This is a genomic window from Acinetobacter sp. YH12097 (assembly GCF_013419225.1).
GTDB lineage: Bacteria > Pseudomonadota > Gammaproteobacteria > Pseudomonadales > Moraxellaceae > Acinetobacter > Acinetobacter amyesii.
Window position 1 is genome coordinate 15,894 of sequence record NZ_VPAN01000031.1, and the last position, 21,781, is coordinate 37,674.

Annotated in this window: 16 protein-coding genes and 1 pseudogene; 12 read left to right on the plus strand and 5 right to left on the minus strand. The window is 40.7% G+C overall.

The window, feature by feature from the left end:
- The first annotated feature begins 183 nt into the window (after window positions 1-183).
- The 5 genes from FTU37_RS12320 (at window position 184) to FTU37_RS12340 (ending at window position 5,529) form a co-directional block, all read left to right on the plus strand.
- Window positions 184-1,776, plus strand: a complete 1,593-nt coding sequence (locus tag FTU37_RS12320; protein WP_078189646.1) for a peptide chain release factor 3 — start codon at window positions 184-186, stop codon at window positions 1,774-1,776.
- 106 nt (window positions 1,777-1,882) lie between these two features.
- Complete coding sequence (locus tag FTU37_RS12325; RefSeq protein WP_180124417.1) at window positions 1,883-2,710, plus strand: hypothetical protein; 828 nt, start codon at window positions 1,883-1,885, stop codon at window positions 2,708-2,710.
- A gap of 74 nt (window positions 2,711-2,784) precedes the next feature.
- Window positions 2,785-3,741 carry an RsiV family protein gene (locus FTU37_RS12330; RefSeq protein ID WP_180124418.1) on the plus strand — a complete coding sequence of 319 codons (957 nt, stop codon included), beginning with the start codon at window positions 2,785-2,787 and terminating at the stop codon, window positions 3,739-3,741.
- A gap of 8 nt (window positions 3,742-3,749) precedes the next feature.
- Window positions 3,750-4,571, plus strand: a complete 822-nt coding sequence (locus tag FTU37_RS12335; protein ID WP_180124419.1) for a TatD family hydrolase — start codon at window positions 3,750-3,752, stop codon at window positions 4,569-4,571.
- A 151-nt stretch (window positions 4,572-4,722) separates the two neighbouring features.
- Window positions 4,723-5,529, plus strand: coding sequence for an enoyl-ACP reductase (locus FTU37_RS12340; RefSeq protein ID WP_078189642.1), 807 nt, complete (start codon window positions 4,723-4,725; stop codon window positions 5,527-5,529).
- Window positions 5,530-5,692: 163 nt separating this feature from the next.
- On the opposite strand, the gene secB is transcribed toward FTU37_RS12340, so the two are convergent.
- The 4 genes from secB to rsgA all read right to left on the minus strand — a co-directional run bounded on the left by secB (window position 5,693) and on the right by rsgA (window position 8,023).
- Window positions 5,693-6,148, minus strand: a complete 456-nt coding sequence (secB, locus tag FTU37_RS12345; protein WP_078189641.1) for a protein-export chaperone SecB — start codon at window positions 6,146-6,148, stop codon at window positions 5,693-5,695.
- Window positions 6,149-6,188: 40 nt separating this feature from the next.
- Entirely contained in the window at window positions 6,189-6,443 is a 255-nt protein-coding gene (gene grxC, locus FTU37_RS12350; protein ID WP_078189640.1) for a glutaredoxin 3, read from the minus strand.
- A gap of 20 nt (window positions 6,444-6,463) precedes the next feature.
- On the minus strand, window positions 6,464-6,871 hold the full coding sequence (locus FTU37_RS12355) for a rhodanese-like domain-containing protein (protein ID WP_078189639.1): 408 nt from the start codon (window positions 6,869-6,871) through the stop codon (window positions 6,464-6,466).
- Between the two features lie 93 nt (window positions 6,872-6,964).
- Window positions 6,965-8,023 carry a ribosome small subunit-dependent GTPase A gene (rsgA, locus tag FTU37_RS12360; RefSeq protein WP_078192688.1) on the minus strand — a complete coding sequence of 353 codons (1,059 nt, stop codon included), beginning with the start codon at window positions 8,021-8,023 and terminating at the stop codon, window positions 6,965-6,967.
- Window positions 8,024-8,147: 124 nt separating this feature from the next.
- On the opposite strand from rsgA, the gene orn reads away from it, so the two are divergent.
- Complete coding sequence (orn, locus tag FTU37_RS12365) at window positions 8,148-8,705, plus strand: oligoribonuclease (RefSeq protein ID WP_180124420.1); 558 nt, start codon at window positions 8,148-8,150, stop codon at window positions 8,703-8,705.
- A 56-nt stretch (window positions 8,706-8,761) separates the two neighbouring features.
- On the opposite strand, the gene FTU37_RS12370 is transcribed toward orn, so the two are convergent.
- Window positions 8,762-9,202, minus strand: a complete 441-nt coding sequence (locus FTU37_RS12370) for a GNAT family N-acetyltransferase (RefSeq protein WP_180124421.1) — start codon at window positions 9,200-9,202, stop codon at window positions 8,762-8,764.
- A gap of 198 nt (window positions 9,203-9,400) precedes the next feature.
- On the opposite strand from FTU37_RS12370, the gene FTU37_RS12375 reads away from it, so the two are divergent.
- The 6 genes and pseudogenes from FTU37_RS12375 to FTU37_RS12400 form a co-directional block, all read left to right on the plus strand.
- Window positions 9,401-10,171, plus strand: a complete 771-nt coding sequence (locus FTU37_RS12375) for a ThiF family adenylyltransferase (RefSeq protein WP_180004537.1) — start codon at window positions 9,401-9,403, stop codon at window positions 10,169-10,171.
- A 115-nt stretch (window positions 10,172-10,286) separates the two neighbouring features.
- Complete coding sequence (locus FTU37_RS12380) at window positions 10,287-12,101, plus strand: tetratricopeptide repeat protein (protein WP_180124422.1); 1,815 nt, start codon at window positions 10,287-10,289, stop codon at window positions 12,099-12,101.
- Window positions 12,102-12,337: 236 nt separating this feature from the next.
- Window positions 12,338-15,754 (plus strand): type VI secretion system Vgr family protein, encoded by a 3,417-nt coding sequence (locus FTU37_RS12385; RefSeq protein WP_180124423.1) that lies wholly within the window; start codon window positions 12,338-12,340, stop codon window positions 15,752-15,754.
- Window positions 15,755-15,818: 64 nt separating this feature from the next.
- The gene (locus FTU37_RS12390) at window positions 15,819-20,897 is read left to right on the plus strand and encodes an RHS repeat-associated core domain-containing protein (protein ID WP_180124424.1); all 5,079 of its coding nucleotides are present in this window, start codon (window positions 15,819-15,821) and stop codon (window positions 20,895-20,897) included.
- The gene (locus FTU37_RS12395; RefSeq protein WP_180108370.1) at window positions 20,890-21,357 is read left to right on the plus strand and encodes a hypothetical protein; all 468 of its coding nucleotides are present in this window, start codon (window positions 20,890-20,892) and stop codon (window positions 21,355-21,357) included. The genes FTU37_RS12390 and FTU37_RS12395 overlap by 8 nt, the downstream gene beginning before the upstream one ends.
- An 82-nt stretch (window positions 21,358-21,439) precedes the next feature.
- Window positions 21,440-21,655, plus strand: a pseudogene (locus FTU37_RS12400) (hypothetical protein); the annotation flags it as partial.
- Between the last annotated feature and the right edge of the window lie 126 nt (window positions 21,656-21,781).

Below are 21,781 nucleotides of genomic sequence, written 5' to 3' on the forward strand. Positions count from 1 at the left end.
CTATATCGTCGATAAAAACAGGTCGTCATCCAATGTAAAACATCAAGACACGCCACGCTAAGATTTTGACTCAACCCGATGTGGTTGATTATTTTTAATGGTCAATCTGATACAATATCGCCAATTTTCCATATTGATCAGATCTGATCTTTTGCACTGCGAGTTTTGCAGTAGGTGTCTTTCATGAGTTTTAAAGAAGAATTAGCGACACAGGTCGCTCAGCGACGTACTTTCGCTATTATTTCCCACCCCGATGCCGGTAAAACCACAATGACAGAAAAACTGTTGTTATGGGGACAGGCGATTCAGGTTGCAGGTATGGTAAAAAGCCGTAAATCTGATCGTGCGGCAACGTCTGACTGGATGGAAATGGAAAAAGAACGTGGGATTTCGATCACCACCTCTGTTATGCAGTTCCCGTTTAAAGACAAGATGATTAACTTGCTCGACACCCCAGGGCATGAAGACTTTTCTGAAGATACTTACCGTACATTAACCGCTGTTGACTCTGCGCTTATGGTGATTGATGGTGCAAAAGGTGTCGAAGATCGTACGATCAAATTGATGGAAGTGTGTCGTATGCGCGACACGCCGATTATTTCATTCGTCAACAAAATGGACCGTGAAATTCGTGAGCCATTAGAACTGCTAGATGAAATCGAAAACGTTCTAAAAATTAAATGTGTTCCGATTACTTGGCCACTGGGCACAGGTCGTGACTTTGCGGGTGTATTTAACCTACTCGAAGAAAAATTCTACGTTTATAAGGCGGGTTTCGGTTCAACCATTACGGATATTGAAGTTCGTGATGGCTATGACTATGCAGATTTGCGTGAAAAAGTCGGCGATCTCGCTTGGGCCGCATTTGAAGAATCATTGGAGTTGGTTCAAATGGCCAATGAGCCTTTAGACCGTGATGAATTTTTGGCAGGTCGTCAAACGCCAGTCTTGTTTGGTACGGCACTCGGTAACTTTGGTGTAGACCATGTGTTGGATGCATTTAGTCAATATGCGCCTGAACCTAAAGCACATCCGACTCAGGACCGTAAAGTTGAAGCGACTGAAGAAGGCTTCACAGGTTTCGTCTTTAAAATTCAAGCCAATATGGATCCAAAACACCGTGACCGTATTGCATTCATGCGTATCTGTTCAGGTAAGTATGAAAAAGGCTTGAAAATGAAACATGTGCGTCTAGGTAAAGATGTACGTATTAGTGATGCTTTGACGTTCCTTGCCGGTGACCGTCAACATCTTGAAGAAGCATGGCCGGGTGACATTATCGGTTTGCATAACCATGGTACGATTCAGATCGGTGATACCTTTACTTCAGGTGAAGATTTACACTTTACCGGTATTCCTCACTTCGCACCTGAAATGTTCCGTCGCGTGCGTTTAAAAGATCCATTGAAGTCAAAACAGCTACAAAAAGGCTTAAAAGAACTGTCAGAAGAAGGTGCGACTCAGGTCTTTATGCCGCAAAACAGTAACGACTTAATCGTGGGTGCTGTGGGTGTGCTTCAGTTTGAAGTGGTGGCATATCGTCTGAAAGAAGAATACAAAGTTGATTGTATTTACGAGCCTGTAAGCATCAATACCGTACGTTGGGTATCGTGTGATGACGAGAAAAAATTCAACGAATTTAAGAAAAAAGCACATGACCAATTGTCTGTCGATGGCGGTGGTCATTTAACTTATCTTGCACCAAGTCGTGTGAATTTACAGTTAATGCAAGAACGTTATCCGGATATCGTGTTCCGTAATACACGTGAACACTAAGTTGTTCTTTTACAGAAATAAAACAGCTTCTTCGTGAAGCTGTTTTATTTTATGGTAGAGTTTTTAAATTCATACATTACGCAATCATTTGGTCGTTTAGGACATCATGAAAATATTCAAGGATGCTACAGTTTTTGCACTTTTGGGGGGGGGTTTGCTGCTCGGTGCATGTGATTCAGGAAAAGAAAACAAAGCGACAAAGCCGGCCGATGATGGCGCTTCTGAAGCGGCCGTGATCAATCCAGATGTTTTGCCTTATTTAAATATCCAAGAGCAAGCCGCTAAAATTGCCAAACCGTTTTGTGAAAATAAAAGTTGTATTGATTTAGAGATACAAACCATTCAGACCGTAGATACGTGGTTGAATAGCTGGATTGAAAAGAATCAGGCGAGCGTCGTACAAGATCAGATTGCACTAAAGCAGAATATGAATCTCCAACAAGCTGTCGATGCGTATGTGAAAAAATCAGATGCTTGGCAGGCCGAGTTTAAAACCAATAAAGCCTATGAATTGGCGATGTACACACGAGTTCCATATCAACGGAATCAATATGTGCTGCTGCAAATCGGTGTCGATACCAAACAGGAAAATATCACGGTCAAAGAGCGCTATTATTTTTTTGTGGCAGACCGTCGTGCGAAAAAAAATCTCAAACCCTTAGATATTATTGATGCAAAGCAGCAGCAAAATATGGATGCCATTGTGCAGCAAGCCTATGGCAAATGGTTAGATGAACAAGAGGTGGATGTCAAAAAATCGGCACCGAAAAAGCTCTATTGGGGCCAAGCAGATTGGTTCTTTGATCAAGAAGGTGTCGGTTTGCATTACCGTACAGATGAAATTATCAAAGATAGTACACAACTGGATATTTATCTCAGCAAAGCGCAAACACAACAAGTCTTGAAAGCTGATGTGTATCAGCATATGTTCTAAACAACGAAAGTATTTAATTTGATGAGATATTTACTGAGATAAATATCAATTATTCGAAATGAAAGGTTGAAGCAATGGTGCAAAAAAATAAAATTTGGGCAAGCTCAATATTGGCAGTTTCTGTTGCATTCACGGCGTGTCAGCCACAACAAGCTGAACCTGAAAAAAAGCCGGATCAAGCCAAAACTGAACAGCCAGATTTGAGTGCAAAACTGATTGGTGATGCGGAAAAATTACAACTGAATTTACCTGAATGTGATGGCGGGGTCTGTCCTGAAATTTCAGTTGAACGCTTAAACAGTAATCAAGCCTTTATTGATGAATTTATTGATGCGAAAATCTTAAAACAGTTAGACGAAATTCTATCTGTTTCGCCTTTAGAAGATAAGACGCTGAGCAAAGACGCTCCCGCTGCAAGTGAAGTACCTGCAGCGTCTGAAGCAAAATCTGCTTTGGCAAAGGTTGAAACGCCCAAATTAAAATTGGAAAAAGCCACGCAGCCTTATATGCAAGCATTTTTAAATTTAGATAAAGAGTTGAAATCTTTAAGCGCCAATCAGCAAATCAGTTTGATGATTAAACCTAAAATATTGAATGCTGAAAAACCCTTGGCAACAGTGGTTTTAAATACCAGCTCATATTTAGGTGGGGCGCATGGTTCTTCTGCACAGCAATATTATAACTTCGATTTAAGCACTCAAAAATTGGTACAGCTCAATGACATATTGCTGCCCAATCAACGTACTAAACTTGAAAAGCTGGGCTATGAAGTCTTTAAAACTTGGGTGAAAGATGCCAAGTTGGCGGACAATGTTCAAGAATATGAACAGATTTGGAAATTTAAACTGTCTGATAACTTTTATCTAAGTCAGCAAGGTCTAATTTTGCAATATGCCGAATATGAAATTGGGCCATATGTGGCGGGTTTACCACGTTTGACCATTCCGTATGATCAATTGCAAAGTATCTTGAAAAAGCAATATCTACCAGTAGTTGAAGCTGCTGAAGCCTCAGCCGTAAAAGCAAATTAATTAGTTCAATGACTTACTCACTGTTTGATACGCATACGCATTTTGATGTTCCTGATTTTGACGTTGATCGGGAACAGTTGGCGCATGCTGCCAAACAGGTGGGTGTCGATGCTTTGGTATTGATTGGTTTTGTGCAGTCACGTTTTCACGATTTGCTGCAAACCCAAGAGTTTTTAGCTCGTTTATCCAATGCTCCCAAAAGCTATTTAGCCCCCGGCTTACATCCGTTTTATATTGAGCAACATCGTACAGAACATTTGTTCGATGTGGAACAGCTGCTAAAGCAGCATGATTGTGTCGCTATCGGTGAAATAGGTTTAGATACCTTTTTGAAACAGCATAAACAGCCCGAACTTTTTCAAAAGCAGCAGCAGTATTTTTCCGCACAACTTGAATTAGCACAGCAGTTTGATAAACCCATTTTGCTGCATATTCGCAAATCCCATGCGGAGGTGCTTTCGATGTTGAAAAAGCATCAATTTAAGCTCGGTGGTATCGCACATGCATTTAGTGGTGGTGTTGAAGAAGCGAAGGCATTTACCAAGCTAGGTTTTAAAATTGGTGTAACGGGGCAAATCACCAATCCCAATGCAAAAAAATTACATCAAGTGGTTCAGACTTTAGGGGCGGCACATTTGGTCTTAGAAACCGACTGTCCCGATATGACACCCTTATGTTGTCAGCATTCGACGGAAGGGCGTACTCGTAATACGCCGGTCAATTTGCCCTATGTATTGCTGGGTTTGGCTCAGAGCTTAAACCGTACTGAATCTGAGATTGCACAGATCTTATGGAGAAATTCATTACAAGCATTGCATTTGGACGCTTAAGCGGCAACAAATATTGACGCTGCTTGATTGAATCAGGTTTTCTCCACATTGTTTATACAATGATGGTTTTCTAAAAAAAGGCGCATTATGCAATTTCTAAAATGCTTTAGACTTGGCATTATGCTGTTAAATTATTTTGAGTGAGTTTCACATGGCACAAGGACTATTGGCTGGCAAACGCTTTTTAATCGCGGGTATTGCAAGTAAGTTATCAATCGCATTTGGTATTGCGCAAGCTTTACATCGCGAAGGTGCAGAACTGGCTTTTACATACCCAAATGAAAAATTAAAAAAACGTGTAGATGATTTTGCTGAACAATTTGGTTCAACTTTAGTTTTCCCATGTGATGTCGCAGTAGACGCTGAAATTGATACCGCTTTTGCTGAACTTGCTAAACATTGGGATGGTCTAGATGGTGTTGTGCATTCAATTGGTTTTGCACCGGCACATACTTTAGATGGCGATTTCACTGATATTACCGACCGTGAAGGTTTTAAAATTGCTCACGACATCAGCGCATATAGCTTTATTGCGATGGCTCGTGCGGCAAAACCTTTATTGGCTGCACGTCAAGGTTGCTTATTGACGCTGACTTACCAAGGTTCTGAACGCGTAATGCCAAACTATAACGTTATGGGTATGGCAAAAGCGTCACTAGAAGCAGGCGTACGTTATTTGGCAACAAGTCTTGGTGCTGAAGGTATTCGTGTAAATGCGATTTCAGCAGGTCCAATTCGTACCTTAGCGGCTTCAGGGATTAAATCTTTCCGTAAAATGTTAGATCTAAATGAAAAAGTTGCACCGCTTAAACGCAATGTAACTATTGAAGATGTCGGTAATGCAGCATTGTTCCTTTGCTCACCTTGGGCAAATGGTATTACAGGTGAAATTCTGTATGTTGATGCTGGCTTTAATACTGTAGGTATGAGCGCTGATCTGATGGCAGATGCTGAGTAATTCTCTTTAAGTTCCCTCTCCCTTTGGGAGAGGGCTAGGGTGAGGGAATAAAATCCTCTACCCTTGCGAAACAGTATTTCTCATCTCCTAGAAGAAGAGGGGATAAATAAAGCAATAAAAAAGACCGCTAAAAGCGGTCTTTTTTAGATTTAAAGATAAGCGATTAAGCTTGGCCTTCAGCAGCAGTTTGCGCACGTTGCAAATTCGCTTCGAATTCAGCATCGAAGTTAATTGGTGTAAGCAATAATTGTGGGAAGCTGCCTTTAGTCACCATATCGTTCACTGCTTCACGTAGGAATGGGAACAAGATATTTGGGCAGTAAGCACCAAGAATGTACGGAAGACGTTCTTCTTCAACGCTATCGATCAGGAAGATACCTGCTTGAGTAACGTCAACGATAAATGCAGTGTCACCCGCATTGTTTGCTTGAACGACAACTTTGAGTGAAACTTCGAAGTGTGTTGGATCAACTTTTTCTGCAGAAGAAGAAAGGTTGATATTTAGTTCAGGCTGCCATTCTTTAGTAAATACTTGAGCCCCAGGTACTTCGAAAGAAATATCTTTAGTATAAATACGCTCTAATGCCAATTGTGGTTGAGCTTGTTGTTCTTCACTCATTGTTTATTCCTTAATATGAGGTGACGATTTATGTTTAAAATTAAGATAGCATGCCGTCGAGTTTGCCTTCACGCTCTAAAGCATAAAGTTGGTCAAAACCGCCAATAAACTGATCATTAATAAAAATTTGAGGAACGGTACGGTGGTTGGTGCGTTGCATCAATTCAACACGTACTTCAGGCGCTTCATTTGATAAATTAATTTCTTTATAAGCCACGCCTTTACGCTCTAGGAGCTGTTTTGCACGAATGCAGTAAGGACATACAGTTGTTGAATAAATCGTAACTTCAGCCATGTTAATCTCCTAAGAAGCGCTTATTTGCTTTTAACTAAAGGTAAGCCTTGAGCTTTCCAGTTGCTAATGCCGCCGTCTAAACGGTATGCATCTGCATGACCGACTTGTTGCAATGCAGAACCTGCCACTTGACCAAGGTTACATACAAAAACCAACGGGCGATCAGAAGTTTTTAACTCTTCAATGTGTTTTGTAATTTGGCTATATGGAATATTACGGCTACCGCTAATATGACCTTCGCGGAAGTCTTTCGCATCACGTAAGTCAATCAATTGAGCATTTTTAGCTTTAACTAAAATCCCTAAAGATTGAGGTGAAATTTTGCGACCATTACGCTGGCCTTCAAGAATAAAGAACAGCACGACCAATACAGCCAGCGTTCCAAATAAGAAGGGGTGATTCCCCATAAATTCGAACCAACGTTCCACAATTCACCTAACTACAATTTTAAATTGCCAAGAGTATAGCCCATAAATATGGTGATCAAAATCACCCCTTCAAGGGCATGAACAGAATAAAAATTAATTTTTTTGCTGCGCTTCCGTGATTTCGTCGATCAGACGTAAATAACTGTCTAATCGGCGCGGCAAAATTTCGCCATTTTGAGCCGCCATTCTAAGCGCACATTGCTTTTCATGTTTATGCGTACAGTTACGGAACTGGCAATAGCCCAAATGTGACTCGATCTCAGGGAAACCTTGCTGAACTTTTTCCAATTCTAGGTGCCATAAACCAAATTCACGGATTCCTGGTGAATCAATCAATGCAGAACCTTCACCAAACGCAATTAAGCGCGTAGAGGTGGTGGTGTGCTGACCGAGCGCGGAGTTTTCCGAAATAATATTGGTTTTTTGCGCAGCATCCGGAACAATGGCATTAATTAAAGTACTTTTACCAACCCCAGACTGACCTACAAATGCGACAGTTTCACCAGAAAGTCGAGCAGAAAGTGTGCTTAAGTCACCATCGGATTGGGTTTGCATGACCTCATAGCCCAAGTCACGATATTCTTGTAATAGCGTTAAGATCGGATCGTTGTCTTTAAGCAAGTCGGATTTATTTAAGACCAATAATGCTGGAATATCGGCATCTGCACAGGCCACCAAATAGCGGTCAATCAGGCCTGGTGCTGGCTCAGGAAGTGGTGCAAATACAATCACAATCAGGCTGACATTGGCTGCGACAGGTTTCACTTTGTGATAACGGTCAGGGCGTGTCAGTAAAGATTGGCGTGGATGAATCGCGGTAATAATCCCCAAACCTGTGATTGGGTCAGCTTGCCACTTGACACGGTCACCAGTCACTAATAATTCGAGATTGGTACGGGTATGGCAGCGCCAAACACTGCCTAATTCGATGGGTTTCCAATGTGGTTCAGGTTCACCTGCTTGCACAATGGGTTTTTCAGGATGTTGGTCGGGTGTAGACAGCGCTTGAACTTCAAGTTGACGACCATAATGTTGGACGACCAAGCCTTCTAAATCTGCAGAAGTATCGATTTCTTCCTGACGAGATTTATGTTGCTTCTGAATGCGGCGTTGCTGCTGTTCAGTCAGTCGGCGCTTACGAATTAAAGCCATTCATATCCTAAAAACCATGAAAACTAGATGGCAAAAATAGCATGAAAGCAGGGTCTATTTACAGCGCAAGCCCAATAAATTTGCTACTATGTTCATTTTTACAGCCTAATAAGATTGCACATTTATGAGCAGCACACTTGATACACGCCTGATTTGGATTGACCTTGAAATGACAGGTCTAGATACAGATAACGACCAGATTATTGAAGTTGCAACAATTGTGACGGATGATAATTTAAATATTCTGGCGGAAGGGCCTGTGCTTGCGGTACATCAGTCTGACCGTGTGCTCAATGCGATGGATGAATGGAATACTCGCCAACATGGTCAATCAGGCCTAATCGAACGTGTACGTCGTAGTAAATTAACAGCACAAGATGCTGAACAGCAAACTTTAGAATTTTTGAAAAAATGGGTAAATCCAAAATCATCACCAATGTGTGGTAACTCAATTTGCCAAGATCGTCGCTTCTTGCATCGCTTAATGCCTGAAATGGAACAATACTTCCACTACCGTAATCTCGATGTTTCATCAGTGAAAGAATTGGCGAAACGCTGGCGCCCAGAGATCATGGGTGGCTTAAAGAAAAATGCGTCGCATTTGGCGATGGATGATATCCGTGACTCCATTGCAGAGCTCAAATACTACCGTGAATATTTCTTTATTATGAATAAAGACTAAGGTTGTAAGATCGAAAAAGAGGCGAAAGCCTCTTTTTTTTATCCGAGAAATTTTCTCTATCGTTGATAGACGTTGGCTTGATGAATCTCGAGAAAACTTGCAGGTTGAGCCAAATCGGTAAAGCCAAATTGACGATATAAACCATGTGCATCTGCCGTTGCAAGCAACATGCGTCTTAGATCTGAGGAGCCACATTTTTCAAATAAAGTACTCACAATCAATTTTGAATAGCCTTTGCCTCGATGCGCATCGGCGACATAAATATCGGCTAAATAAGCAAAAGTTGCATAATCCGTAATAGCACGACCAAAACCGATGAGTTCATCATCGAGAAGTAAGGCCACGGCCAAAGAGTTTTCAATCGCTTTTTTCACCACATGTTTTGGAATATCTTTTGACCAATAGGTATGGCTTAAAAAGCGATGCACGGTGTCTAAATCCATTTCATTTTTGTCATCGGTAATTTTTAAATTATTTGGCAGAGGATGGATGTCCATGGCAATACACACTTGAGCTTTTGATCTATGGTTATATTTTTAAAGCAGATCTCCGTTCGCTGTAAATGTTTATTTTGATGGATTTAGACCTGATGCGAATGCCGCTCTGTTGCGCTGTCTGCTGAATTGCGTTTTATCAAAGAAAAAAAGCAGTGAATTTGCTAAAATGGCGGCTGATTTAACTCTGCCTCCAAACCTATGACTGAACTGCTCCAAGATGATGAATATGACCGCCGTTTTGCTGGCGTAGCCAAAATATATAGTGATGAAAGTTTTCATCATTATGAAAAAAGTCATGTCATGGTGATAGGGATTGGTGGTGTAGGCTCATGGGCGGTCGAAGCTTTAGCGCGTACTGGTATTGGTGAGCTGACCTTGGTCGATATGGATGTAGTTGCTGCATCAAATATTAATCGACAATTGCCTGCCATGAGCACGACACTGGGACATGAAAAAATTGAAGTGATGGCAGAGCGCTGCCGTGCGATTAATCCCCGAATCAAAATAAATTTGATTGATGATTATCTCACACCCGAAAATGTCAAAGAAATTTTGGCAGGTGCTCCTGACCTAATTTTAGATTGTATTGATGATGTGAAGGCCAAATTTGCCTTAATGCTACATTGCCGTTTTAATAAAATTCCGTTGATCGTTTCCGGTGGAGCAGGGGGTAAACTTGATCCGCTGAAAATCCGAGTCGCAGATTTATCAAGAACAGAGCAAGACCCGATGTTAGCCAAATTGCGCACACAATTACGCGGCAAAGGCATTTGTAAAAAGCCGAAAGAAAAGTTTGGGATTACCTGTGTTTATTCGATTGATAATCCATTTTCCAGTGCTGATGTTTGTCCAAGTGCGGGCTTACGTTGTGGTGGATATGGTTCAGCAGTAGTGGTGACGTCCAGCTTTGCGATGGTGGCTGTGTCAGAGGTGCTCAAAAAACTTGATGCAAAACGAGCAAAAGCATGACAGTTATCTCATTTTGAAAAAAATAAAGCACCGAATTCGGTGCTTTTTTTGTATATAGAATTAAAATCAGACACAATGTTGGAATAATTAAAATATTGATTTTTTTGGGGCGAGTATGTGGTTTTTACTTATACTAATTTTGGGGATGGGAGCACTTGCGTTTTGGATGTGGAAAAGACCCGATCCAGTGAAACGCGATCAGGCTAAAGCGGTTGGGCATGACTTGTGGATAGACCAATTAGATGCACAGCTGAAATTTGCAGAACGTTTAATGCTTGATGCACCAACCGACTATGCGCGTGCCTATGAGTTGTATCAAAATTTGGCCAAACAGCATGAAATTCCGCAGGCCTATGTCGCTATGGGGCAGATGCATTTACAAGGTTTAGGCCGAGAAGTCAGTGTGGAAAATGCGCTGGCTTTATTGGAAAAAGCCAATAGTTTAGGCAGTGATGATGCTGCATATGTGTTGGGGCAAGTTGAAGAAGGTATCTATGGCGGTGTGCCCAATCTTGAAAAAGCACAATATTGGTATCGACATGCGATTTCACGCGGTCATTTGGATGCGCAATATCGACTCGCTGAACTAAACCCAGAAGATCAGACACATGCCGAGCAGCAACATTTAGATTTGTTGCAAAAAAATGCGGACAATGGACATGCCAATTCACAGTATCAATTGGCACAGTTCTATTTAAACCAAGCCACGCCAAATATTGCTCTAGGATTGGAATATTTACTGAAAGCTGCTCAACAAGACCATATGGCGGCTATTCAGCAATTGCAGCAATTCTATGCACAAGGAAAGTATCTTGCGCAAAATGATGAAAAGTCATTGCAATATTTAAAGCGAGGATTGCTACTCGGGCACCAGCAGCAGTTGTATGAATATTATCAAGCAGTATTGATGGGTAAAATCGACGTCGATCAGCGTCAGCGGGTTTATCATGATCTTTTGCAGCAGGCCAAAGAGCACAAAGTTGCAGCAGCCAGCCGATTATTAGGCATTGCACATTTTCATGGTTGGTACCTGGAGAATCAGGAAACTTTAGGTTTTCGCTTTCTGACCGAAGCTGCTCAACTTAAAGATGCTGAAGCGATTAGTCTTATTGCCGCACTGTATTTTGAAAAGTATTTGGTTAGTGATGATCCACAAAAAGCATTTGAGTTATATCAAACAGCGTATCAATTCAAACCATTATTCATTAACCAAGTTGGTTTGGCACTATGCTACCTACACGGGGTCGGTGTTGAGCGAAATATCAAGCAAGCGCAGCAGCTTTTAGTTGAAGCGGCAAGACACTTAAATGATATGTCCATTACTTGTGTCGCCGATCAGAATTATGTGATTGGGCGTTTTTATGCATTGCCAGAGTATCCATTAGCACATCGTGATCAATGTCTGAGCTATCTGGAAAAATCCGCAGAACAAGGTTCGCAGGATGCTGCTTGGTATCTCTATCGTTTAGCTGTGGACAATATCTTGCCTGATCTACAATTTGATGATGTTCAAAGCCAGCGAGCATTGTTGAAGGCGGCAAAATTAGGCCATCCTGATGCACTCACGCAACTGGGTCTGGTTAATTTAAAAGGACAATGGGGAACACAAGATTTCCAACAAGCGTTGCAGTATTTTTCGCAAGCGGCGGCATTGGGAAATGTGACTGCCTTGTACCAGCTTGGTGAAATGTCAGAACATGGTTTGGGTGTGCAGCAAGATTTAACTCAGGCACATAGTTATTATGTACAAGCTGCTCAGGGGATGGAGGCTGCGGCATTAACGCGATTGGGTTATTTCTATATTCATGGTATGGGCGTAGAGCGTGATCTTAAAGTTGCACAGCAATATTTAGAAAAAGCAGCCTTGCAAGGTTATGTTGAAGCACAAGAACAATTAGAGAATATTCACGCATTTTTAAATACTAATTAATATTGATGTAAGGCAGTAAGGTGGTATGAAGAGACCTGAAGTTTAGTTTGATGGTCTCTTCTATTTTTTTATACTGAAAAAAATAGGGTAAAAATAACATAAAGAATTGATGCAGAAATTTGACTTTTTACTTACATAAAACCCAAAAAAGCAGGCAGATTATGCCTAGAAAAATATGAGTTTTTTTGATTAAATACCCCGCATATTTTATAAAAATCTGATTTTAGATAATAACGATGCTGAACAATATATATTCTGCAATTGAAAAATTGGGCATTAGTCCACAAAAACGTGCTTTGCACATTCAATTTTCCAATACCACGCTGAATGAACAAGTATTCTTGCAACGTATTGATGGGGAACATGCCTTAAGTGAAGGTTTGAATGTTCAGCTCATCTGTCTCTCAACTTCTGCCACGCTCGAACTGAAACAATTTATTGGCACGCAAGTCGCAATCGATCAGGTGACCGATGCGGGGCAACTTTTTCGTATTACCGGGATCATTACAGAAGCATTTCAAGGCCAAAGTGATGGTGCATTAACACTGTATAAGTTGACCTTAGAAGATGCAACGGCATTGTGGCATAAGCGTCGTAATAGCCGTGTGTTTATGAATAAATCGGTCAAAGATGTGGTCGAGATTATTTTTAAGGAATGGCAAAAAAAGAGCCCACTTTTTGCAGCGAGCTTAAGTTTGGACTTAAGTGGCTTAAAAAAAGAGTATGACGTTCGACCATTCATGATGCAAAGTAATGAAACCGACTATGATTTTATTACCCGCTTATTACGCAGTGAAGGCATTCATTGGTTGGTTGATGAAGCTCAATCTTTTGTAACATCGTCTGCGGCACCCATCGCAGCCCAAAAGCTACGTTTGATTGATGATAATAGTCAATATCAAGCTTTGGAGCGACGTAATATCCGTTTTCATCGCAGTAGTGCGACTGAAAAAAATGACAGTATGACCAGTTTTATCGGTCAGCGCAGTCTGCAGCCGACGTCGGTACATGTACAACGATGGCAAGCAGATGTGCTTGAACAGGACGAGGGTGGTGGTGCAGTACAAAGCAAGCACCTACATAGTCAAAATCAAGATAATGCGAGCTTAAGCTTAGAGCAGGCATGGCATGTGAGCCCTGCATGGATGCAAGATCTGAATGGTGAAGATGCTGCAACTGCCTCTAATAGTGCTCAAGTTGAACGTCTCAATCAAAATTTTAGTGATTATTATGCAGCTCAAGCCAAACAATTTATTGCTAAAAGTACCGTGCGTGATACACAAGTTGGTTATTGGTTCAAATTGGATGAGCATCCAGAGATTGACCAGCATCGTGGTGCCGATCAAGAATTTTTGATTTTATCTAAGTCTTTTTATAACCAAAATAATTTACCCAAAGACTTAACCGATCAAGTTACACAACTGATCCATCAAAGTCAGTGGCAAGTCAAACAAAGCGATGCGGATGAACGCCAAGCCAATACCTTGGCTTTGCAACGTCGAAATATTACGACCGTTCCTGAATTTAATCCACTTACACATCGACCAGTAACACATCCACAGCGTGCCAAAGTTGTGGGTCCTGCCGGTGAAGAAATCCATGTTGATGAATGGGGGCGGATAAAAGTCCGTTTCCTATTTACCCGTTCCGATGATCATGGTCATGATGGCGGTGCAGGTGCGAATAATAATGACACAGACTCGGCTTGGGTTGATGTACTGACGCCTTGGGCCGGCGAAGGTTATGGCGCACGCTTCTTACCTCGAATTGGTGAAATAGTTGTCGTCGATTTCTTTGATGGCAACATTGACCGACCTTTTGTCGTGGGTCGTATTCATGAAGCGCAGCGTAGTCCCACTAAATTTGACAATAAAGGACAATTACCCGATACCAAAAAACTTGCGGGAATTCGTTCCAAAGAAGTGGCGGGAGAGGGTTTTGGTCAATTACGCTTTGATGACACCACGGGGCAAATTAGTACCCAGCTGCAAAGTAGTCATGGTGCAACACAACTGAATTTAGGGCATTTAAGTCATCCTAAAGAAAAAGCTGAGAGTGAAAGTCGGGGTGAAGGTTTTGAGCTGAGGACGGATCAATGGGGGGCGCTACGAGCTGGACAAGGTTTATTGGTGTCGACTTATAAACAGGAAAAGGCCAATGGTGAACATTTAGATGCAGAGATTGCAAGAACACAGCTGGAGACGAGTCATAGTAATAGTAAGTCTTTAAGTGATATTGCAAAACAACAAAAAACAGATGAAATTGAATCTGTTGAACAGCTAAAAGCTTTTGCCAGTGAAATAGAAAAAGATATCGCTAAATTTAAAAAAGCCATTCTTTTACTTAACTCAGTGGATGGTATTGCACTTAGTACACCAGAGGATATTCATTTATCTGCAACAGGCATGATCAACCAAATTGCCGGTGATAGCATTAACCTGAGTACGCAAAAAAATATTGTGGGCCAAGCACTGGGCAAAGTCAGTTTATTTGCAGCACAAGGTGGCATTAAAGCCGTAGCTGCACAAAGTAAAGTCGAAATTCAGGCACAGTCTGATGCTTTGGATATTTTGGCAAAAAAAGGAATTACGATTTCTTCTACTGAGGACAAAATAGAGATTAGCAGTCCGAAAGAGATTGTGATCACAGGAGCTACTTCCCAAATTACTTTAAATGGCTCGGGAATTTTTGCTAAGACCGGCGGTAAATTTGAAGTAAATGCAGGGCAGCATCTATTTAAACCAGCATTGAGTGTTAGCAAGTCTGCACAACTTCCTGCTTCTAATCCGATGAAAGGGGCCTTAGAACTGCTTAAGAGCTATGGTGGTCAAGATTTCTTTAGCGGAACTGGATTTAAAGTGATTGATGCTTTGGGCAAGCAAGTTACAGGAAAATTAGACGGCAATGGCTTTGCTCAAGTAACGGGTATTGCACCAGGACCGGCTAAAGTTGAGTTTGACAAAGATCCTCGAAGTGCTTGGGATTCAGCGAGTCATTTTAAGCGTGACTATCAATGGGCAGAAAACGTTGTACCGGGAGCTTCAGACTTGATTCAGAATGCACTCGGGTCGTTGGAGCAAAATTTAACATCACAGTTAAAAGATAATCTCTTTAATTTAAATGCCGATTCTTTAAAAAATATCGGAAAAAATGCATTAAAAGATCTAGGTGGACAGGCATTAAATCAATTTAAAGACCAAGTCACCAATTCCGCACTATCTGCAATTTCATCGAAACTCAACTTGGGACTTTCTGCTTCACAAATGGCAAGTTTGGGTCAGGGTGCACAAGGCTTATCCAGCGTATTAGGTGGAAGTGGAATGAGTAACGGCATCGTTTCTGGGTCAACTGCTGCCGCAGTTCAGAACTCACAAGCAACCATTGATAAGGATATAGTGGGCCGTAAAATTTCTTATTCCACACGCGCATTGACTTATACGGAAACCATTCGAGAAGGCTCTGCAACGCCTACGAATGTGACAGCTGCACCAGTCGCAGTGCCTAAAGTTACTGAAATAAAAGTAGCGGAAGCTGCACCAGAAAAAGCGATACCTGTCCTTGCCAGTGACGATGATTGGGTAGATAGGAAGCAATATTCAAGCCCTTATCTCACTTATAGCGAAACTACACGACCGAAAAAGAACAATGGTTAGCATTTGCTAAAGCTAGCGTCAAACACAGTTTTAAATATTTAGAATTTGAGTAATAGGTTTTTACATGACAACTGATCAAAATGTTCAAAAAGAACAACAGACAATAAATAAGCCAGCCGTAGAACTGGCAATTTTTAATTTAGAAAGTGTGACGCATACTGAAGATCATAAATTTATAGCCCATCAAATTCAGGATTATTTAAAAGCGTGTGGTAATACCAGTTTAGAGCAGTTAAAAGCCAAAGCAAATGTCCCTACTGTAGCCAATATTTTTGCACTTTCAGGTGCAGTGTTGGACTTACTATTATTTGCTACCGAGCAAGAACAGGGTGATGCTGCTGTGCAAAAATCTGCTTTGCTGAGCATGAACCTGATTGGCTTATATTTAGAGCCAAAAGCTGAAGTGCATGTGCGTATGGCATTGCGTCCTTTGTTGGGGCTAATGGCTGAAAAGCTCTATCCAGAAAATGGCAAAATTCAAGAGGCCGATCTTCGCCGTATGTCTTTGCATCTGAATGCACAGATTGCAGGGGATTTAGAAAAGTTTCTGACTGAAACACAGGCCAAACTTCCCGCATTATTAAGTGGCGCAACAACTTTAGGCACGTCTATTCTAAATACTTTTGCAGCGCCGATTCAGTCAGGACTGGTTTCACCCACTATTAGTTTTGGTGCAACTGCGGAAAAGCGTGATCCGACAGAACAATTTAGCAATTGGGCAAAACCGCTGATTGATTTAAGTAAAACTAGCGCACTTGCCAATATGCTGCCTAAAATAAGGAAAGAACAAACAGGCACGCTGCTACAAACTCAAGCAACTCAGGCATTGAGTTCATTTCCAAATGAAATTCAACGTCAAGCTAACGCAGGTCTAAAATACAGTTTGGCATGGCTAATTCAAGAAACCTTAAAAGCCATTAAAACGCAAGGTAACAAAGCCAATGCCAGTGTGCCGATTAATCAAACTGGGGAACATGAGCAGCACACCACAGGTGATACTTTAGAGTTTTTAACTTTACAGGCCGATGCACTGAATAATCCGCCTTGCCAAGGAGCTGACTCACAATCTAAGCACAGTATCAGCTATTCCATTGGCGCAGAACGAGTCAATCATACTGATTTCTACTTACCCAAAGTGGGCTTTAGCTTCAGCCGTCAATATAATTCGCAAATGCATGAGTTTGACCAAAGCCTCATGGGGGCGCGTTGGATGATGCCTTTTTCGAATGTCATTAGCCAAAATAAAAATGGCTACTTATTTATAGACAGTAATGGGCGCAAGCATCAGTTGCCTGAGTCAATCCTGTATGAAGCTTATACGGTACCTTATGAGGGCTTTACGGTAGAACCTTTAGAAAATGAAGACTTAGTCCTAAATTTTGGTTCAGCTTGGAGTTTTCATTTTCATAGTTTCAATGGTGGAAAGCACTATCAGTTGATTCAGCAATTCAATGAAGAAACAGATGAAAAAGTTGCTTTAAGTTATTTACTATTTGAACAGCAGGCTTATCTGCAAAGTATTGATTTTCAACTGAAGCGAGGAAAACACCAGCTCAAGTTTGCCTTTAATGAACAAGTGAAAATCATTGCTGCCTTTGTGGATGAGCAAGCAGAGCCAGTTTCACGCTATAAATATGATACGCAAGGTAATTTAATTCAGGCAGTGGATCAAAATGGTCACGTGCGCAGCTATGAATATAATGATGCGCATCAGCTGACCCGTTATACCGACCGTACAGGGCGTGGGCAAAATATTCGATATGAATCCAAAGAAGCAAATGCCAAAGCCATCGCAGAATGGGCAGATGACGGCAGCTTTAAGACCCGTTTGGAGTGGCATCCACGACTGCGCCAAGTTGCTGTATATGATGCTTATGATGTGCCGACCTATTACTATTTTGACTTAGATGGTTTTACCTATCGCACACGCTTAGCCGATGGCCGTGAAAAATGGCTATCGCGTGACAGTCAAAAACGTATTACCCGTCAAATTGATTTTGCAGGCCTAGAAACCGAACAAGTTTATAACGAGCAAGATCAGCTGATTAAAATTGTACAGCCGAATGGAGGCATCATCCGTTTTGCCTATGATGAAGCAGGAAATTTGACGGAAACTAAAGATCCAGAAGGTCATATTTGGAAAAAAGAATACGATGCAGACGGTAATGTAACGAAGGAAATTAATCCTTTAGGTTATAGCACGCAATATAAATACAACAACGATAATCAAGTTGTAGAAATCATTGATGCCAAAGGCGGCGCTAAAAAAATTCAATACAATGATTTGGGGCAAATGACCGCATATAGCGATTGTTCAGGTAAAGAGAGCGCATGGGAATACGATGAAGAAAGCGCACTGACGGCCCAGCAGTCTGCTGATGCACAGCAAGTCAAATATATCTACAGCACAGATGGCAAAGACAAAGGCCAGCTTAAAGCAATTGTCTACCCTGATGGTTTAAAAGAACAATTTGAGCATGATGAAGAAGGGCGCTTGCTCAAGCATACGGATACCAAAGGTTTAAGCACGCAGTACCGTTATAACGCTGCGGGTTTGCTCGAACAGCGTATAGATGCGAACCGTCATCAAATTGGCTACCAATGGGATCAGCAAGGCCGTATTCAAAAGCTGATCAATCAAAACCATGCAGAATATTTATTTGAATATAACCGTTATGGTCAATTGGCACGTGAACAGGCTTTCGATGGCGAAGAAAAATATTATAGCTACAATGAAAACGGTCAGCTGTTCCAAATCCGTCAGCCAAATGTGTTTACTCAATTTGCATATTTTGCTGATGGCGCAATCGCTTCAAAAACTTATACCCATGTACAAACTCGTGTAAGTCAAACAGAAGAATTTGAATACAACCTGAATCATCAGTTGAGTAAGGCGACGAATAAAGACAGTCAAATCGATTTTTATCGCAACGCGCTTGGCCAATTGGTCCGTGAGCATCAGCATTATAAAGTGCCGCATTTAACTCCGCTGACGGCTGTGCTGCGTTATGAATATGATGTGCTGGGAAATTTAACTCAAACGATTCGCCCTGATGGACAGGTTCAAAGCAATTTGAGTTATGGTTCAGGTCATATCTATGGAATCGCATTTAATAAACAAGATATGGTCGCGTTCCAACGCGATGACTTACACCGTGAAACGTCTCGTATGTTGGCAAATGGCTTAATCCAAAGCAAAAATTACAATGATGTGGGACTGCTGAGTTCACAAATTATTCGACCAGAACAAGAAACTGTAGGTCGTGTACAGCATCAAGCAGAACGGCATTATAAATATGATCAAAATTATTTGCTCACCCAAGTAAATGACAGTCGATTAGGTAAGCTTAATTATCAGTATGATGCAATTGGCCGTTTAACGCAGAGTCAAAGTCAACATCAAACAGAAAGCTTTGCTTTTGACCCAGCAGGGAATTTGATTGACCCAATTGCCACGCAAGCATCTCAAGTGAAAAGCAATTTGATATCGCAATATAAAGGCAAAAATTATAAATACGATGCGCAAGGTAATGTGATTGAAACTAACCATGCAGGTAAAACATTAAAACTGACGTGGGATAACCTGAACAGATTGGTTCGCAGTGATCACCAGGGTCAGGTGACAGAATATGGTTATGATGTATTTGGACGACGTTTGTTTAAGAAAAACCAAACTGCACAAACCCTGACTTTATTTGGCTGGGACGGTGACCTGATGATTTGGGAGTCTCAGCAATCTAATAAAGCGGAAGAAAACTACACTAAGCATTATGTCTATGAACCGAAGAGTTTTGTGCCATTACTACAAACGGGCTATACAGGGTTTATCAAGCTTTTAGAAACCCCTGACTATGCTCAATTTCAGCATGAAGATTATTCGGTTTATAAAGATCCGCTATGGAAAACGGAAACACGAAAAAATAAAGCTGAATTGGAACGGGTGCTTTTTTATCACTGTGACCAAGTTGGTACACCACAAACGCTTAGTAATGAGCGAGGTGAATGTATTTGGGGTATTAAGCAAGATACATGGGGTACAACTTTAGAGATTAAGACCACTGAAAATTTATTAGAGCAAACCAACATTCGTTTTCAAGGGCAATATTACGATAGTGAAACAGGTTTGCACTATAACCGTTATAGATATTATGAGCCGTTTAGTGCGAGATATGTAAGTAAAGATCCAATTGGGCTAGAAGGAGGACTTAATAACTTAGCTTATGTAAGTGATCCGAATCAGTGGGTAGATCCGATGGGGTTGGCGAAAGTATTTATTCATCCCGATGGGACATATTCCGATAGGTATGTGCCTGGAAGTAAGGGTTTAAATTCTGAAGCTCAGGAATACATTGCCAAACTTAACCAACGTTCAAGTACACAAGCTATATCTAAAAATAATTCATCATCTTATAAATCATCAGATTATAGTAATCAAGCTAGTCAAGATTATCGTAATGCTATACAACAAAATATAGTAGCATTTGAAACTTTGGATCGTGGAACTAAGCAACTTGCGCAAATATATACTCAAAAGAACACTCAACCATATGTCTATCAAGTTTCATCCAAACCTAGTTTTGTGGAACGTATAAATGAGCAAGCAAAAAGTAATGCCCAAATGTATCCTAGTAGAAGGACGGAACCATATAAAAAGCAGAATTCTACTTTTGGAGAGGATCCACGTAGAAAAGGGTGCCAATGTAAAATTTATGATTATCTAGCCTGTGGTGGCGGTCTTCTTGGCCATAACGTAACTTTAGTTAAAAATCTATGGGCAGATGAGTCAGAAGGATGGTATTTAGCTGGATCCAAAGGAGCATTAATTACACAAACAGTGCCTAAATCACCTAAAGATTTAGTGGGTGCTAGTTGTTCGGCTGGGATTATTCATAATTTAGATAAAGCTGTAATAGATAGATTTGGTATGAAAGATCTTACACATGAAGTCGTAAATGGCGCTTCGGCATCATTTGGGGCAATAGTTGGTCCAGGTGTTGGCGTTGGATTAAATTACGTAGTACCGATGTTGACTAAAAATAGTCCTGCATATGGAGCTAAATCAGTTGAATTAGTTATAGGCACAGTAGGTGTAAACGCAGATATTGGTATTACTTCGAAGATGTCGCGAGAGTCTTATGATTAAAAAAATTAATATTGTATATTTCTTTATTTTGTTGGTCTTAATTGGCTGTACATCACAGCATGATAAAAAACATGATTTATCTAAAAGTCCAAAAAATATTTATTTTACTCAGCAGGCAGAATTATTGTTTGGGAGCGTTTTACTTAATAAAATGAGCTTCTCATCTTACAGTTCGGATAAAGTTTCATATATTATTTATAGTAATAATTTTAAAATTGAAAATTTTAATAAGGATAAGAATCAGTTGTTAAAAAACAATTCATGGGAGTTTTATAAGAAAATAAATTCAAGTTATATATATTGTAATGGAGTCGATGAATTAGAAATAATTACTCCTATGAGTATTTATGGTAATGAAAAGCTACATACAGGTTCTACTGGTATGCAGTTAGAGGATGGATGGAATATTTTGTTTTCACATCCAAAAAATTCTACGACTTATGAATGTAATAGGCGTTAAAATAAGAAAAAATTGGGAGCAAGGTAAAATATTAAGATTTAATTGGGTGGTACTCATATAACGCCAATAAAATCACTAAACCCTGACTTTATTCGGCTAGGACGGGGACTTGATGATTTGGGAGTCACAACAATCAAATAGCAAAAACCCTGAAAATAATGAAAACTACACTAAGCATTATGTCTATGAACCAAAGAGCTTTGTGCCACTACTGCAAACGGGCTATACAGGTTTTATCAAGCTTTTAGAAACTCCTGACTATGTCCAATTTAAGCATGAGGATTATTCGGTTTATAAAGTGATATACGCTGAATTATCAGGAGACTTTCCCTTGGGAGATTCTAGGCAGCCAACTTATAAAAGTCTTCGGCCATTTGATTTGGTGTCTTAAAACCCAAACCCTTTTGAATTCTTCGATGATTAT

Bases quoted from the DNA above. Each gene is read 5' to 3' on its own strand.
- FTU37_RS12320 (WP_078189646.1), top strand. From the start codon at position 184: ATGAGTTTTAAAGAAGAATTAGCGACACAGGTCGCTCAGCGACGTACT.
- FTU37_RS12325 (WP_180124417.1), top strand. From the start codon at position 1,883: ATGAAAATATTCAAGGATGCTACAGTTTTTGCACTTTTGGGGGGGGGT.
- FTU37_RS12330 (WP_180124418.1), top strand. From the start codon at position 2,785: ATGGTGCAAAAAAATAAAATTTGGGCAAGCTCAATATTGGCAGTTTCT.
- FTU37_RS12335 (WP_180124419.1), top strand. From the start codon at position 3,750: ATGACTTACTCACTGTTTGATACGCATACGCATTTTGATGTTCCTGAT.
- FTU37_RS12340 (WP_078189642.1), top strand. From the start codon at position 4,723: ATGGCACAAGGACTATTGGCTGGCAAACGCTTTTTAATCGCGGGTATT.
- secB (WP_078189641.1), bottom strand. From the start codon at position 6,148: ATGAGTGAAGAACAACAAGCTCAACCACAATTGGCATTAGAGCGTATT.
- grxC (WP_078189640.1), bottom strand. From the start codon at position 6,443: ATGGCTGAAGTTACGATTTATTCAACAACTGTATGTCCTTACTGCATT.
- rsgA (WP_078192688.1), bottom strand. From the start codon at position 8,023: ATGGCTTTAATTCGTAAGCGCCGACTGACTGAACAGCAGCAACGCCGC.
- orn (WP_180124420.1), top strand. From the start codon at position 8,148: ATGAGCAGCACACTTGATACACGCCTGATTTGGATTGACCTTGAAATG.
- FTU37_RS12370 (WP_180124421.1), bottom strand. From the start codon at position 9,202: ATGGACATCCATCCTCTGCCAAATAATTTAAAAATTACCGATGACAAA.
- FTU37_RS12375 (WP_180004537.1), top strand. From the start codon at position 9,401: ATGACTGAACTGCTCCAAGATGATGAATATGACCGCCGTTTTGCTGGC.
- FTU37_RS12380 (WP_180124422.1), top strand. From the start codon at position 10,287: ATGTGGTTTTTACTTATACTAATTTTGGGGATGGGAGCACTTGCGTTT.
- FTU37_RS12385 (WP_180124423.1), top strand. From the start codon at position 12,338: ATGCTGAACAATATATATTCTGCAATTGAAAAATTGGGCATTAGTCCA.
- FTU37_RS12390 (WP_180124424.1), top strand. From the start codon at position 15,819: ATGACAACTGATCAAAATGTTCAAAAAGAACAACAGACAATAAATAAG.
- FTU37_RS12395 (WP_180108370.1), top strand. From the start codon at position 20,890: ATGATTAAAAAAATTAATATTGTATATTTCTTTATTTTGTTGGTCTTA.